General features: G+C 39.7%; 14 protein-coding genes. 4 read left to right on the top strand and 10 right to left on the bottom strand.

Annotated features, from left to right (window positions below):
- Positions 1-67 precede the first annotated feature (67 nt).
- Genes MS6x_RS08315 through MS6x_RS08325 form a run of 3 tightly spaced genes read right to left on the bottom strand, consistent with a single transcriptional unit; the run spans position 68 to position 5181 of the window.
- Complete coding sequence (locus MS6x_RS08315) at positions 68-2530, bottom strand: ligase-associated DNA damage response DEXH box helicase (protein ID WP_482606808.1); 2463 nt, start codon at positions 2528-2530, stop codon at positions 68-70.
- Between the two features lie 3 nt (positions 2531-2533).
- Positions 2534-4156: an ATP-dependent DNA ligase gene (locus tag MS6x_RS08320; RefSeq protein ID WP_482606810.1), complete on the bottom strand. Its 1623-nt coding sequence runs from the start codon at positions 4154-4156 to the stop codon at positions 2534-2536.
- Positions 4153-5181, bottom strand: a complete 1029-nt coding sequence (locus MS6x_RS08325) for a ligase-associated DNA damage response exonuclease (protein WP_482606812.1) — start codon at positions 5179-5181, stop codon at positions 4153-4155. Before MS6x_RS08325 ends, MS6x_RS08320 begins: the two co-directional genes overlap by 4 nt.
- A gap of 100 nt (positions 5182-5281) precedes the next feature.
- Here MS6x_RS08325 and MS6x_RS08330 point away from each other — a divergent pair, with 100 nt between their 5' ends.
- Positions 5282-5701, top strand: a complete 420-nt coding sequence (locus MS6x_RS08330) for a tellurite resistance TerB family protein (RefSeq protein WP_482606813.1) — start codon at positions 5282-5284, stop codon at positions 5699-5701.
- 50 nt (positions 5702-5751) lie between these two features.
- Here the strand turns inward: MS6x_RS08330 and fbp are convergent, their stop codons facing one another.
- Entirely contained in the window at positions 5752-6759 is a 1008-nt protein-coding gene (gene fbp / locus MS6x_RS08335; RefSeq protein ID WP_482606815.1) for a class 1 fructose-bisphosphatase, read from the bottom strand.
- A gap of 111 nt (positions 6760-6870) precedes the next feature.
- On the opposite strand from fbp, the gene MS6x_RS08340 reads away from it, so the two are divergent.
- The 3 genes from MS6x_RS08340 (at position 6871) to MS6x_RS08350 (ending at position 10556) form a co-directional block, all read left to right on the top strand.
- Complete coding sequence (locus tag MS6x_RS08340) at positions 6871-7350, top strand: GNAT family N-acetyltransferase (RefSeq protein WP_482606817.1); 480 nt, start codon at positions 6871-6873, stop codon at positions 7348-7350.
- Between the two features lie 49 nt (positions 7351-7399).
- Positions 7400-8647 (top strand): aspartate kinase, encoded by a 1248-nt coding sequence (locus tag MS6x_RS08345; protein ID WP_482606819.1) that lies wholly within the window; start codon positions 7400-7402, stop codon positions 8645-8647.
- Positions 8648-8732: 85 nt separating this feature from the next.
- Positions 8733-10556, top strand: coding sequence for a GNAT family N-acyltransferase (locus MS6x_RS08350; protein WP_482606821.1), 1824 nt, complete (start codon positions 8733-8735; stop codon positions 10554-10556).
- Here MS6x_RS08350 and MS6x_RS08355 read toward each other — a convergent pair.
- From MS6x_RS08355 to MS6x_RS08380, 6 genes are all read right to left on the bottom strand, one after another.
- Positions 10553-11065, bottom strand: a complete 513-nt coding sequence (locus MS6x_RS08355; RefSeq protein ID WP_482606822.1) for a GNAT family N-acetyltransferase — start codon at positions 11063-11065, stop codon at positions 10553-10555. The two genes, MS6x_RS08350 and MS6x_RS08355, sit on opposite strands and share 4 nt — an antisense overlap.
- A 23-nt stretch (positions 11066-11088) precedes the next feature.
- A complete protein-coding gene (locus MS6x_RS08360; RefSeq protein ID WP_482606823.1) occupies positions 11089-11577 on the bottom strand; it encodes a DUF6428 family protein in 489 nt (162 codons plus the stop codon).
- A gap of 17 nt (positions 11578-11594) precedes the next feature.
- Positions 11595-11918 (bottom strand): ArsR/SmtB family transcription factor, encoded by a 324-nt coding sequence (locus MS6x_RS08365; RefSeq protein ID WP_482606824.1) that lies wholly within the window; start codon positions 11916-11918, stop codon positions 11595-11597.
- Between the two features lie 80 nt (positions 11919-11998).
- Entirely contained in the window at positions 11999-12580 is a 582-nt protein-coding gene (locus MS6x_RS08370; protein WP_482606825.1) for a YtxH domain-containing protein, read from the bottom strand.
- 201 nt (positions 12581-12781) lie between these two features.
- Positions 12782-14872: a DNA helicase RecQ gene (gene recQ, locus MS6x_RS08375; RefSeq protein ID WP_482606826.1), complete on the bottom strand. Its 2091-nt coding sequence runs from the start codon at positions 14870-14872 to the stop codon at positions 12782-12784.
- A gap of 219 nt (positions 14873-15091) precedes the next feature.
- Entirely contained in the window at positions 15092-15391 is a 300-nt protein-coding gene (locus MS6x_RS08380) for a GIY-YIG nuclease family protein (RefSeq protein WP_482606827.1), read from the bottom strand.
- Between the last annotated feature and the right edge of the window lie 290 nt (positions 15392-15681).

Genomic DNA, 15681 nt, shown 5'->3' on the forward strand with positions numbered 1-15681 from the left:
CCTCACTCGGTCCCTTCTTCTGAGCTGGAAAGCTTACTTCAGTTTCCCCTTCGGGTGTTAGGGGCTATTATTTCATCAAAATAGCAGTCATTCTCTTGATGCGGTCAGCTAATTTTTCACTTGATAATTTTTCCCGTAATCGATCGGTAATAATCGGAAATGAAAAAGGTGTGGCCTTGGTACATTGCTTCCAAACGATTTCCTGTGCAGCAATACGCTCCAATGCCATTCTAAGTCTTCCTTCCTCCAACTGATGCTCAAAAGTTTCTGTATATGCTTGTTGATACAAGAGATTATCGGCTTCAAAATCCTTAAAAACATCGAACAACAGTTGGGAACTGCTTTGCAAGTGTTTCATCTTAATACCTTTATTTGGATATCCGGTAAATACCATCCCACTGATAACAGCAATGTCCCTAAATTTACGCTTGGCCATTTCGTTGGAATTTAAACTTTTCTGCAGGTCAGAAAGCATATATTCCGTGCTTAATAGGTTGTTGTCCAAGATTGCCTCAATATCTATCTGTTTGTCCGACAACAACTCAAAACCATAATCGTTATAGGCCAAGGAACAAGTTATGGGCATTAATAAACTAATTCTGTAGGCCAACATACTACTCATGGCCTCATGCACCCCACGTCCTTCAAAGGGATAAAAAATGTGATGGAAGCCGTCCCGTGTTTTAAACGTTTCTATGAGGAACTCATTGGGTTTGGGGACTATGCTTTCTTCGCGTTGCTTTTTAAACATAGGTGACAACGATTGTATTTCTATCGATTGCTGTTTCTTGTCTAGCGTAGCCGTGTAGAGTTCTTGTCGCAGTAATTCTGACATCTGTGCGGAAAAACTAAGTCGTCCGCCCATCCAACTAGGGACTTTGTTCGTCCGTTTGGTTGAATTCTTCACATGCGCCTGCATGCCTTTCACTCGAATAAATTCCAAATTTCGTCCTGCAAAGGTAAACACATCGCCCTGCGTTAACTTAGAAATGAAAAACTCCTCAATGGTGCCAATATAGCCTCCCTTTTGGTATTTTACAACGATGTTGGCATCGCCAACAATCGTCCCGATCTGAAACCGATGTCGCATAGCAATCCCGCGATTATTGACTTTGAACCTTCCATCTTCTTCAATGTCCACTTTTTTATATTCGTCGTAGGATTGAAGGCTTTGGCTTCCCATCACCAAAAAGTTTAATAACCACTGCCATTGTGCTTCAGAAATACCTTGATAACAAAACGTTGCCTTAATTTCTCTATAAACCTCATCTGGGTAAAATCCGTCAGATACTGCTAACGTAGTCAGATACTGTAAAAGCACATCAAAACTGTTCAAATAGGGAATACGGTCTTCTACCGCTTCATGCTTTACGGCTTGTTGCATGGCGGAAGCTTCAATGAGTTCCATGGCATGAGTGGGGAGGAAGTGAATAACACTTTCCTTTCCTGGGCTATGACCGCTGCGGCCGGCACGTTGTAAAAATCGCGCTACGCCCTTTGGGCCACCAATCTGAATAACCGTTTCTACTGGCGCGAAATCCACACCCAAATCCAGACTAGAAGTACAGACGACTGCTTTTAGACTTTCGTTACGAATAGCCTGCTCTACCCAAACCCGAGTTTCTTTGTTTACACTTCCATGATGCATAGCAAACTCTCCGGCATATTCTGGATGTTTTTCCAGTATTTTTTGGAACCATATTTCACATTGGCTGCGGGTGTTGGTGAAGAGCAAGGTCGTTTTACTTTTATTGATAATCGGCACAACATCTTCCAGTAACTTTAATCCCAAATGCCCGCGCCAAGGAAAGGCTTCCATTTCTTTTGGAATGATGCTCTTCACCGTGATTTTCTTATTGAGTTTCGCTTTGATCAACACCGAGTTTTTAAGGGCAATAGTTTCCGGGCCTAATAGTACTTCCCGTCCTTGTTCCAAATTTCCGATTGTGGCAGAAATTCCCCATATACGTAACTCCTTACTCACACTTTTTAAGCGGGACAGTGCCAGTTCCATCTGAACGCCTCTTTTGGTTCCTAAAAGTTCGTGCCACTCATCTACGATAATGGCGGAGCAGTCTTTAAACACAGTTGCATAGCCTTTTGAAGAAAGCAATAGCTGAAGGCTTTCCGGAGTTGTAATGAGCAGATCCGGCATGTTTCGTTTCTGTTGGGAACGTTCTTTGGTAGATGTGTCCCCCGAGCGTATACCCACCGTCATCTGTGTGCCTAAATCTGTTGTAATCCGTTCTGCGGATTGCTTTATTTCATTGGAAAGCGCACGCAAAGGTGTAATCCAAATTGCCTTTAATCCTTTTTTATGCTTGGCCTTATAATCGGGATTGCTTTTGATGTAGTTTAAGACTACCGGGAACCAAAGCGCATAGGTTTTGCCACTACCGGTTGGGGCATTCAAGAGTCCATGCTTGCCTTGCAAAAAAGCGGTCCAAGTTTTCTTTTGGAAGGTAAAGGGTTGCCAGTTTTGTTCCTTGAACCAGGTTTCTGCTATGTTATAGAGCTCATTTCTGTTCATAGACTATTTGGGAATCAGTGCTTTTAAATCCTCCAAACTATTTGCTTCATGTATCGTTTTATCTTGTCTCCAGCGTAAAATTCTAGGGAACCGGGTAGCAATACCACTCTTATGTCTTTTGGATAAAGCAATACCTTCAAAAGCAATTTCAAAAACATGATAGGGAGTAACACTACGTACAGGACCAAAGCGTTCCAATGTGTTTTTCTTTATCCACGAGTCAACTTTTTTTAATTCCGAATCTGTAAGTCCGGAATATGCTTTTGCAAAAGTGACCAACTCTTTTTCTCCTTGATCATTTTCTTGCCATAAGGCAAAAGTATAATCCGTAAATAGATTACTTCGCCTCCCATGGCCACGCATGGCATATGTGAGTACGGCATCGATAGTTAGCGGGTCTACCTTCCATTTCCACCAATCCCCTTTTTTTCGACCAACCAAATATGGCGAATTCATATTTTTCAGCATTAGGCCCTCGCTCCGCATTTCTCTTGCGCGTTGTCTTTCTTTACTCACATCGTTCCATGAATCAAAATGTATGGTTTCTGAGAGGTGAAAAGGTATGTTTTCCTCTGAATTTTGGTTCAACGATTCAATGGAACTATGAAGTTGTTCTAATAGTTTTCTTCGTTCTACAAAGGGAAGATCCCTTATATCTTTCCCGTTCCATTCCAAGAGGTCATAGGCTTTGAGTATAACCGGAACTTTTAGGAGCAATGCTTTGGAAACTGTTTTACGACCTATTCTGGTTTGCAAATCATTAAAGGTTCCAATTTCATTATTTGGGTAAGGGAGTATTTCTCCGTCTAGTACAGTTCCATTTGGGATTTTACCAATGAACGATGCAAATTCGGGATACTTGTCCGTAACCAGTTCTTCTCCACGACTCCAAACGAAAATTTCATTATTTCTCAGGATCACCTGTGAACGTATGCCATCCCATTTATGTTCGGCGGACCAGTCTTTAACGGCTCCAAGTTCCTTTACCTCGCTTTCAATTGCATAGGCCAAGTAAAAAGGATAGGGTTTGGATAAATAGTCGCTTTCATTCTCCTCTAAAATCAACTCGGTAAAACTAATGGTGTTGGGGTTCCAATTTCCCATTAATTTATAGGCTAATATATCCTCATCAATGTCTGTTGCTTTGGATAATGCACGGGTCATTAATTTTTGACTTACGCCAATTCGGAAACCACCAGTAATCAGTTTCGTGAAAACAAAACGTTCATAATAGTCCAGCACTTGCCAATTGTTTAGTAAATAGGACTGTTTATCTTGGTCAGATTTCTTTTTCAAGGCAATCATCTCTTCCAGGTAGTCTGTCAATGTTTTTTTTGTTGTTGATGCCGTGGTTGGGACTACTAGCGCTATAGTTTCTGCCAAATCACCAACAATATGATAGCTTTCCTCAAAAAGCCACAAGGGTATATTCGCAAGTTCCGAAGCCCATGCTCTGAGCAAAGTAGTATTCACCGGTCTTGGTGGTCTGCGATGCGATAGAATGGCAATGGTCCATACTTTGTCACTATCATTCGCTTTTTTAAAGTATGCAGCCAAAGCGGCTACCTTCAAGGTGGTTTTGTTGGTGCTATCCAATGTTTTTATGAGTAGTGCAAAATCTTTCATGCGGAAACACTTTCAGTACTTTTATCGGTGGCTATTTCGTTTTCTTCTTCTCCGTATTGCGTGCTTTCCGTTCGTGCATCATATCCCAATTCTCTGAGGTAACGTGAAAAAATATCGGTGTATCCGTGCGTACATATAATTTTTTCGGCTTCAGTTGCCTTGATGCTAGCCAGCAAACCCTCCCAATCGCAATGATCGCTCAATACAAATCCTTTATCAACCGCTCGTCTTCGTCTTGCTCCCCTAAACGCCATCCATCCGCTAGCGGAAGCGGTTACATAAGGAACCATCTTTCTTATCCATGTAGAGCCGTGGACACTAGGTGGTGCTAAAACGATATTACCTAACAGCTCGGATTTTTTCGTATCTCTTGTTATTAAATTGGTTTCTGGAAAATCTACCAATGGTCGCAATACAGTTGTCATATTTTCAATAGCGCCATGGGTGTAGATTTTACCAATATCAGTATCCAGATATTTTAACAAGCGTTGCGCTTTTCCCAAACTATATCCAAATAGTACCGATGTTTGCCCTTGCTCCCTATTTTGGTACCACCATTGGTTAATATTGTTCAAAACCTCCTGTTGTGGGGTCCATGAAAATGCGGGAAGTCCAAAGGTACATTCTGTTATAAACATATGGCATTTTACCAATTCGTATGGTGTGGATACACCGTCGTTTTCAGTTTTATAATCCCCGGTAAAGACCCATACCTCTCCTTTGTGTTCCACTCGTATTTGGGAGGATCCGATAATATGACCTGCAGGATGTAGACTGAATTTGACGTTGTTAATATGAAAAATCTCTCCCCATTCCTTTCCGGTGACTTCAATTTCACCTAAACGATGAGAAATGATAGGAACATTTCTATGATGTGTAATGTATTGTTTATGTCCCCAGCGGCTGTGGTCTGCATGGCCATGTGAAATAATAGCCCTATCCACAGGTTTCCACGGGTCTAAATAGACTTTGGCTGCCTCGCAATAAATACCCTTGTCCGTAAATTCTAAAAGTGGTTTTTTCATAGCTATGTGAAATTACAAATTAGCTATCAAAACAAAGTCCACTATCATGTAAACTATGAATTCTAAAAAAATTATATTTGCTCCATATAAAACAGGAAATATGTCATTCACAGATTTATACGGTAACCCCGAGCATAGAAAAAATGTAGCTCATTTTGCTGCAATGGCCACATTAGCAGCGTCTGACGGTGTAATAAGCAAAGAAGAGCAAACCATGTTAGACGGGTTTGCTAGAAAATTAGAAATCTCAGAAAAGGAGTATAAGGAAGTTATGGATCCAAATAAAAAGTTTCCAATAGAACCACCCTCCAGTTCAGAAAAAAGGATGGAGCGTCTTTACGATCTGTTCCGTATTATCTTTGCAGACCATGTGATTGATGACGAAGAAATGGTTTTACTTAAAAAGTATGCAATAGGCCTTGGTTTCTCCGATGAGAGTGCCAACAAAGTGATAGAACGTTCTATAGCAATTTTTAGTGGTAAGATAGATTTTGAAGATTACCTATACCTATTAAAATAGTGTCTTTATTTAATAAAGGATTAAAAAAGGGAGGCGAGTGCCTCCCTTTTTTAATGATAATTATCAAGAAATTCCTGTAGTTTTACTACCATCTTTCGGCTACCGCAAAAGAATGGAACACGCTGGTGAAGTTCGGTAGGTTGGATATCCATAATTCGTGTTCTTCCGCCAACTGCTAATCCGTTTGCTTGTTCGGCAATAAAGGCCATTGGATTGCATTCATATAGTAAACGAAGTTTTCCACTCTCGGTAACGCTGCTCTTCGGATACATATAAATACCACCTTTGATCATGTTTCTATGAAAATCCGAAACAAGAGAACCAATATACCTAGAGGTATACGGCCTATCACCTTCCTCCTGCTGACAATATTTAATGTAGTCTTTAACACCTTGTAAAAAATGCACATAATTACCTTCGTTGACGGAATATATCTTTCCTGTTTCTGGAAACTGCATATTGGGGTGCGACAGATAAAAAGTACCAAGTGCGGGATTTAACGTAAAACCATTAACGCCATCTCCTGTGGTATAAACTAGCATCGTAGACGTGCCATAAACCACATAACCGGCAGCCACTTGTTGATTTCCTGGTTGAAGAAAGTCTTCTAAAGTTACCGGAGTACCTACTGGAGTTACGCGTCTGTAGATGGAGAATATGGTTCCTACGGATACATTCACGTCTACATTTGATGAGCCATCCAAAGGATCTATTAGCACTACGTATTTATTCTGATGATTATTGTCGTTACTATTAATAGCAATAAAACTATCTTCCTCCTCCGAAGCAATTCCACAAACAATTTCCCTATTCTTTAATGTAGAAATGAATTTTTCATTGGCAAAAACATCCAATTTTTTTTGTTCCTCACCTTGTATATTGGTGTCACCGGCATCACCTAATATATCTACCAGTCCCGCCTTATTCACTTCGTGGTTTACCACCTTTGCGGCTAATCGTATCGCATTTATGAGTTTGGAAAGTTCCCCAGAAGAATATTTAAAGGAAGATTGATTCTCAATAATAAACTCTCCAAGCGTCTGATTTCTTTTTGTCATTGGTAAGAAGTTGTGTTTAGACCACAAATATCGGCTAATTTGTGAAACTATATCGTTTTCGTCATTTTTACATTTTTAAAATTTATAACTTTGTGTTTTATTTGTAACAATATGGAGTATACTATACGAGAAGCGGTAAAAGCAGACATGTCCCAAGTACTAGGATTAACATTAGAACTAGCCGTGTTCGAAAAGGAAGATGATGCCGTAGAAATTACAGTAGAAGATTTAGTTGCCGATGGTTTTGGTGCCGTAAAAAAGTTCCAATGCTTTGTGGCAGAAAAGCAAGGTGTCATTGTTGGCTCTGCACTAGTGTATCCCAGATATTCTACATGGAAAGGAACAGTGCTTCATTTAGAGGATTTAATTGTAACAGAACAAATGCGAGGTAGTGGCTTAGGAACTGCACTATTGAACAAGGTGGTACGGTACGGTTATGACCTTGGTGTAAAAAGGATTAGTTGGGAGGTCTTAGACTGGAATGAAAATGCTATAAATTTTTATGAAAGTAAGGGAGCCAATGTGATGCGAGATTGGGATGTTGTACAACTAGATGAGAAAGCCATTCGCGACTATCTAGATAATTTATAATCGGATGAATAGCCGGGAAACCGGAACAACATAATAATTACTATTTTTTATGAAGGTTTTTAAATTTGGAGGTGCATCCATCAAAGATGCAGATGGCATTAGGAATGTTGTAAAAGTATTAAAACACACCGGGCACGCAAATACACTTATCGTTATATCGGCCATGGGTAAGACCACTAACGCTATGGAAGCCATAGTTGATGCCTATTTCAAAGACAAGTCGGCAACTCCTATAGCAATTACGGATATGGTAGACTACCATACCTCAATCTTAAACGATTTATTTCCAAATCCCCAACATAAAATCTATAGGGATTTTAAGGTTTTAATCGACGAGGTCAACGGATTTTTAGCTTGGAACAAATCGCCCAACTACAATTTTGTTTACGATCAAGTGGTAGGTTATGGAGAACTAATCGCCACAACCATTGTTAGTGCCTACCTGTTAGAAATTGGTATTAAAAACAATTGGCTTGACGTTAGGAACTATATAAAAACAGATACTAATTATAGAGATACAACGGTAAATTGGGAAAAAACACAAGAGCGGATTTCTACCATAGACAAAAGTATTTTAAATATTACTCAAGGATTTCTTGGCAGCGATAATAACAATTTTACCACCACACTGGGAAGAGAAGGTTCGGATTATTCGGCCGCAATACTGGCCTATTGCCTAAACGCTGATTCTGTAACTATATGGAAAGATGTTCCTGGCGTCTTAAATGCAGACCCTAGACATTTTAAAGAAACTCAGTTATTAAACAACATCTCCTATCGTGAGGCAATAGAACTCGCTTTTTACGGAGCGTCCGTCATTCATCCAAAGACATTACAGCCGCTACAAAAAAAGGAAATACCCTTGCTTGTTAAGTCTTTTATAAATCCCATGGATAAAGGCACCACCGTAGGAAAGGGCGTAGGAATAGAGCCCAATGTTCCTTGTTTTATCGTTAAAAAAAATCAGGTTTTAATGAAATTGTCCTCTCTGGATTTTTCTTTCATTGTAGAAGATAGTATCAGTCAGCTATTCAAGTTATTTCATGAACATAAAATGAAAGTAGACCTCATACAAAATTCTGCCATTAGTTTTTCCGTGTGCGTTGATAACAAGTTTGGCGGTTTACCGGCATTATTAAACGAACTTAAGAGCAAATACAAAATTGTTCATCATGAAGACGTCTCGCTGTACACCATCAGGCATTTTAATGCAAAAGCATTGGCATCCCTACAGAACGGACATGAAATACTATTGGAACAACGTGGTAAGGAGACAGTACAGCTCGTTGTACAATAAGGTATCCTACCTAAGAATTATAAGGTAAATAAATCGCTCGCTCCTGCTTTTTACTATATTTACACCTACCTAATTATTTCTTTCTATGGGTCTAGTAACCGCAAAAGAAGTGGCGAAAGCTATTAACGTTTCCAAGTATGGCTATTTGGGCACTTTTATTGCGTGGCTGCTTATGAAGGTCACACGTATTTCTGCCATAAATTCATTTTACGATACTATAGCCCATCTAGACTGCGAGGCATATGCGCAGTCAATTTTAGAACATTATGAAATTGATTTTGATATTCCCGAAGAGGACTTTAAGCGCTTACCAAAAGAAGGTTCCTATATAACCGTCTCTAATCACCCGCTTGGTGCCATTGATGGTATTTTATTAATGCGTTTGTTATTGCCATTGCGCAAGGATTATAAAATTATGGCCAATTTTCTTTTAGAGCGTATGGAACCTTTAGCACCCTACGTACTTCCTGTAAATCCTTTTGAAGAACACAAGGGTGCTAGGAGCAGTATTGCGGGCTTTAAAAAAGCACTTCAACATGTTAGGGACGGGCATCCCCTTGGAATTTTCCCGGCCGGGGAAGTATCTACGCACAAAGATGGTAAGTTGATTGTAGATAAACCTTGGGAAGAAGCTGCTTTAAAACTGATTAAAAAGGCGCAAGTTCCCGTAGTTCCCATCTACTTTCACGGAAAGAATAGTACACTATTCTATAGAATATCTAGATGGAACCCTATTTTTAGAACCGCCATGATTCCCTCGCAGGTTCTATCGCAACGTAACCGCCCGTTAAAAGTACGTATTGGCCAACCCATTTCTGTACAAACCCAAAATGAACAGGAAAATTTAGGAGATTATACCGACCTACTGCGAAGAAAAACATACATACTTTCGAATGCCTTCCAAAAAGAACGATTAATAGATCAATTACCCTCAACACTTAAAATTCCTAAACCACCTAAAAAAATTGCGGATGCCATGCGCAAGGAGGTCATGCAAGGCGAAATAGAGAAGTTAAGGGAAAAGGACTGTCGACTGCTTCAAAGTAAAAATTATGAGGTATTTCTTGCCAAAGAACAGGATATGCCATTCATCCTAAAAGAAATTGGCCGTCAGCGAGAGGTGACCTTTAGGGCTATAGGCGAAGGAACCAACAAGGCTATTGATTTGGATATTTTTGATACCTACTACCACCATCTATTTTTATGGGATAATGATGATAATTGTATTGTGGGTGCTTACCGTATGGGAATGGGGTCCAAGATATTTCCCGAATACGGTATTGACGGATTTTACTTGCAAGACCTGTTTCGGGTAGAACCGGAGCTGTATCATATGATGCGCCAGTCCATAGAAATGGGTCGTGCTTACATCGTTAAAGAATACCAACAAAAACCGATGCCATTATTTCTTTTGTGGAAAGGAATTGTGCATACGACGCTAAGACACCCTGAACACAAATACCTTATCGGCGGTGTAAGTATTAGCAACCAGTTTTCTAATTTCTCCAAGTCCTTAATGATAGAATTTATGAAATCTAACTACTGGGACCCCTATGTTGCCCAATACATTAGACCAAAGAAGGAATTTAAAGTGAAGCTAAACGATGCTGACAAGGAATTTGTTTTTGATGAAACCAAGGCCGACTTAAATAAGTTTGACCGCTTAATAGACGAAGTAGAACCAGGAAACCTTCGTTTACCTGTGCTGATTAAAAAATACATCAAACAAAATGCAAAGGTCGTCGCTTTTAACGTAGATCCTCTATTCAATAATTCGGTAGACGGACTTATGTACATTAAAATAGCCGACTTACCCGAAAGTACGGTAAAACCTGTCATGGAGGAGTTCCAAGCAGAGTTGGAGCGAAAATTGGCTGAAACACAATCCCAAGATACTGAAGTGAATTAGTTTGTTCCTATAACATTACTACGCCTTTCAAAAAGCACATTATCTCTCCAAATTCCTTCAACGGTCCTACCAATTTTTTCACGCTTTCCTATATAACGGAATCCCATTTTTTTATGGAGCTGTATGCTCGCTTCGTTTTCGGGAAAAATACCCGATTGCAAGGTCCATAGGCCCTCTTTTTCACTTTCAAGAATAAGTCGTTCTAGTAAAAGCTTTCCAACACCTAAACGCCTAGCGTTTGCCGCTATATAAACACTTACCTCCCCTACACCACCGTAAACACATCTACCGGAAACTGGGGAAAGTGCTGCCCAACCCACTATTTTATCTCCCTGTATAGCTACTATTCTGCACGTTTTCAAGTGAGCCCTATCCCAAGTCTCATAGTCTGGGACATCTGTCTCAAACGTAGCAAATCCTGTAGCGATACCTTGCTCATAGATAGAAGCTACAGCGTTCCAATCTGCAGCTTGCATATTCCGGATATTGACGTTTTGATGATTACTCATTTTAACAGCAATTTATTTTTTGATTAACAGCATCCACTCCCTGGAGCACAAGAATTACTAGATATGTTTTCCATTTCTACGGGAACTCCACAGGTGTTCTTGGCCTTGCAGTCCGTTGGCGTTACCCCAAGATCAACGATAAGTTTTCTTTCATCTACACTATAGTTATGCACATATAATTGTGCGGTATGAAACTGATTGTTACTATACTCAAATTTCACCTCAACCTCTTTTTCCATAGGCTTGATACTATCTACTCGATTTAGAATTTCCAGTGCTTTATGGGTATGCATAAAGTCGCGTTTGCCAACCTCTTCCGGACTTTCCCATAACTGAATAATGGTTTCTTTCCAGAAATCGGTTCCAGCACCGCAGTCGACCGCGTCAATCGTAATATTTTTAATTTCCGTAATATGATAGTTCGCGGCTACCATTCTCCCTGGTGCATATTGAAACAATAATTCCTTATTGGGGTTTTGCTTTAAGAGGGATAAAAATTCATTAGTCTTCATTTATATATCGCTTTAGATTAACAGCATTTCGCTTTTGTAGTATTAAAAAAAGAGTTTAGGCGTTGTTGAACGGAGGACCATGTTTGTAAGTTGATACAATAACAGACTTTCTTTCCGTCAATCTCACCTTTGATCAAGTCTATGCTTTTGAGTTCTTTCAGATGTTGGGAAATGGTGGGTTGCGCCAGACCTATCTCATCTACAATATCATTACAGATACAGGCGTCCTGTTTACTTATAAATTCCAATATCGCAATTCGTGCCGGATTGGAAAGTACTTTAAAGGTATTGGCAAGCTCGTTCTGTTCCGTATTAAAAATCTGTGTTTTTGTTATTCCCATAGTTAATATTTATATATTGCAATATTACGATAATAAATGGAGTAGAAAAAGACCAACTATGAAAATTGGTCTTTTTTTATTTACAAACTTTTGAACCAGTCTTGGAAATAGTCGCCAAGCAGAGGCGTGGGCACCATTTTTTCATTAGCCGCATTGATAACGCTCATCACTACAAGCACAAGACAAATGATAAATGCAAAGCAACCTACAATAGGAATCCAACTTAATACAATGGCAAGAAGCCAAATACCAAGTGTTTGTCTAATATAATAACTACCCAATTCAGTTTTATTACTACTATTCATTACAATAGCTACTATCCATCCAATAAACGTGATGTGCGCTATTATAGCCACCGTTTTACCACTATCGGGATTGTTCGGGTCAAAGGTTTCTTTCACATCCTCCTTAAAGTCTTTTGCTGCCTCTTCTGCTTTGTCAGCAAAATCACTAGTTTTTTTCTTGGCATCGTCAGCAAACTCACTCGCTTTTTCTTTGGCGTTGTCAAAAGCTTCTTCAGCCTTATCCCCAAAATCTTTCGCTTCTTCTTTTCCGTTATCAAAAGAATCCTTTGCCTTATCCCCTAAGTTCTCCGCTTTCTTTTTTGCATTGTCCAAGGCATCTTTTGCCTCGTCCCCTAAATCCTTATTCTCGTCAGACATTTTACTAATTTTTTTGGTGGTTAATTAATGATTAAATGTAACAAAAAAATCAATAGCTAGAGAAACAGCTTATTAACAGCTATGTTTTAGTCCTAAATAGATGGTTTTAAAAACTTTAGGTTTACATCCTAGCAACTCCTATGAAAGATATAAGCTTAACCTTTTGTATGCCTTGGTTTACATCTTATATCGGTTGGTTTTTTATCCATCCAACAAATACAAACCAAGTTTAATTTTCCAATACGGTACTTTCTCTTCAAAGAACTCAAAATAGTCCCGTAAACCTTGAGCATTGGGAAGTGCTTCCTTGGCTTTGGCAATGCTTTCTTGTTCCGCTTTACTCATAAACTGCTGTATCTCTAACTCCTCCCCTTCTGCATGTATTTTCATCAGGTGACCGTAAACGGTGTTTTCAGAAAGCTCTCTTTTTTCTGCTATCTCCTGCACCGTACACCCTTCTTGGAACAAGATATAGGATTGTTTATGTGTAGGCACTTTACTTTTCTTGTTTACTGATTTGTATGCTGCAATTTCTTTAAGGAAAATCTCGGCATACTTTTCCAATTTTGCTTGTCCTACACCGGTAATGTTCATAAACTCGGCCTCGTTCCTTGGCATTTTGGCCTCCATGTCCTTTAAACTGGCATCACCAAAAATAACATATGCAGGAACGTTTTGGTCCATAGCCAGTTGTTGGCGTAACAAACGTAGTTTTTCGAAGAGTCCGGATTTAAGTACACTTGTAACACGGTCCTTTTTCTTGCGGTCTACCGCTTTTTCCAATACGGCCAATCGGATAGTTTTTTTGGCGAATAGCACTTCTTTGGCTAAGGGTGTAAGTCCCAAACGGGCACCTTCTCTAAAATTAATACTCAACACGCCTTGGTTTAAAAGTTGAATCACATATTGCTGCACATCCAACCAAGAAATATTAGTAACTGCTCCGTAGGTTTTTACATGCTGATATCCTTTATCAAACACTTGTGCATTTTTCGCACCACGTAACACATCGATTACTGTTCCCATGGGTTCGCTTTCTTTTAAGCGAGCCACGGCGGAACAGATTTTTTGGGCAAGTAAGGTTCCGTCAAAATAAGCCGGTGGTCGCTTGCAGATATCGCAATTACCACAACCCTCGGTTACGTGTTCGCCAAAATAATTCAACAATGCGATACGGCGGCAACTCAAGGCCTCGGCAAATTGCTGCATGCGTTCCAGTTTGGCATATTCTACCTCGGCATTTTCACTTTCAGAAATAAACCGACGCAATTGGGCCACATCGCCAAAACTGTAAAATAACAGGGCATGGGCGGGCAGGCCGTCCCTTCCCCCACGACCAATTTCCTGATAATAGCCTTCCACATTTTTGGGAAGGTTGTAATGAATGACCCAGCGCACATTGCTCTTATCTATACCCATACCAAATGCAATGGTAGCGGCAATAATCGGCACTCTATCGGTTATAAATTCCTCTTGTACCCTAGTTCGTTCTTCGGGAGATAAGCCTGCGTGATAGGCTTTGGCAGCAAAGCCGGCAGAACGTAGTTTCTCCGCCAGTTTCTCCGTGCTTTTACGGCTTAAGCAGTAAATAATTCCACTCTCATTGGGTCGTTCTTCCAAAAAGTCTAGAATATTTTTAATACGGTTTTGTGCCGGCCGAACTTCCAAAAATAAGTTGGGCCTGTCAAAAGAGGCCAAGTGGCGGGATCCTTCGGTTATTTTTAGTTGATCCGCTATATCCTCTTGCGTACTGCCGTCTGCCGTGGCTGTCAATGCCACGATGGGAATACTAGGGAAACGCTCCTTTAAAGTTCCCAACTGGGTATATGCCGGTCTAAAATCATGTCCCCAAGAAGAAATACAATGCGCTTCATCTACCGCAAACAGACTGATATTAATGTCTTGGAATACGGTGTAGAAACCTCCCAAACTTTCTGGAGCCACATAAAACAATTTAAGGCTCCCCTCCTTTAAGTTTGAAAAAATTTCTTGCTGTTCTTCTTGGGACTGTGAGCTATTATAATACGCGGCAGCAATACCATTTGCCTTAAGCACGTCTACCTGATCCTTCATCAAAGCAATCAAGGGAGATATGACAATGGCCGTACCCTCCAAGGCAAGGGCAGAAAGTTGATAGCAAATCGATTTTCCACCGCCTGTTGGCATAATGGCCAAAACATCCTTTTTATCGATTATATCGGCAATAACCGCTAACTGATTTGTTTTAAAGGAATCATATCCGAAATGGGTTTTTAATAAGGGCAATAATTTTTCTTCTACAGTCGTGGTCATGGGTGTAAAAATAAGGATTGTGTGTTTGTTGTTGAATAGTATAAATCAATAAGTCTCATTCTGTCATTGTGATGCTATTTTTTGGCCGAAGCAATCTATGGAATCAATGTTCCCAAGCCAATTACTGGAGCATTAAAAAACCTTCTCAACGAGAACAAACAGATTACTTTGTCCTACCTGCTCATGAAGACGTACATTGAAAAGGTCACTACAAGGTTTTTAATCAAAAAAGAATAGCCAGCCTTCAGACAAATCATCCCAATTGGGGTTCATATTGGCAATTAAACTTTCCTTACGTTTACGATTACCAGACTTTAACTGCTTTTCTCTTGAAATAGCTAGTTCAACTCTAATAAAATCTTCATAAAAAACTAACTTATCACAATTATATCTTGCAGTAAATCCTTTATAAAATTTGGTCTTGTGCTGATACACCCTTTTGACCAAATTACTTGTCACGCCAATATAAATTACAGTATTGTTTTTATTGGACATGAAATAAACAAATGATTTTTGCAATTTGATGAATTTAGTAAGCGTCCGGTTAGGAGTGGCCGCCGCAATCTGTTGAATCAAAGTTTCGATGCTATTGTGTGTACAAAAAATCTACGTACTCATAACAAAAAGATCACTTCGTCGTACCTCCTCGTGAAGACGCATGATAAAAAAACGTCTTTGCGAGGCTTTTCAGCCGAAGCAATCTGTTGAATCATATTACAGAAGGTTTTTAGAGTATATTCCGCAAACAGAGAACTTTGTCGCTCGAAACAAGGAGATTACTTCGTCGTACCTCCTCTTGAATAGGTAGT

This window comes from Maribacter sp. MS6 (assembly GCF_056839185.1).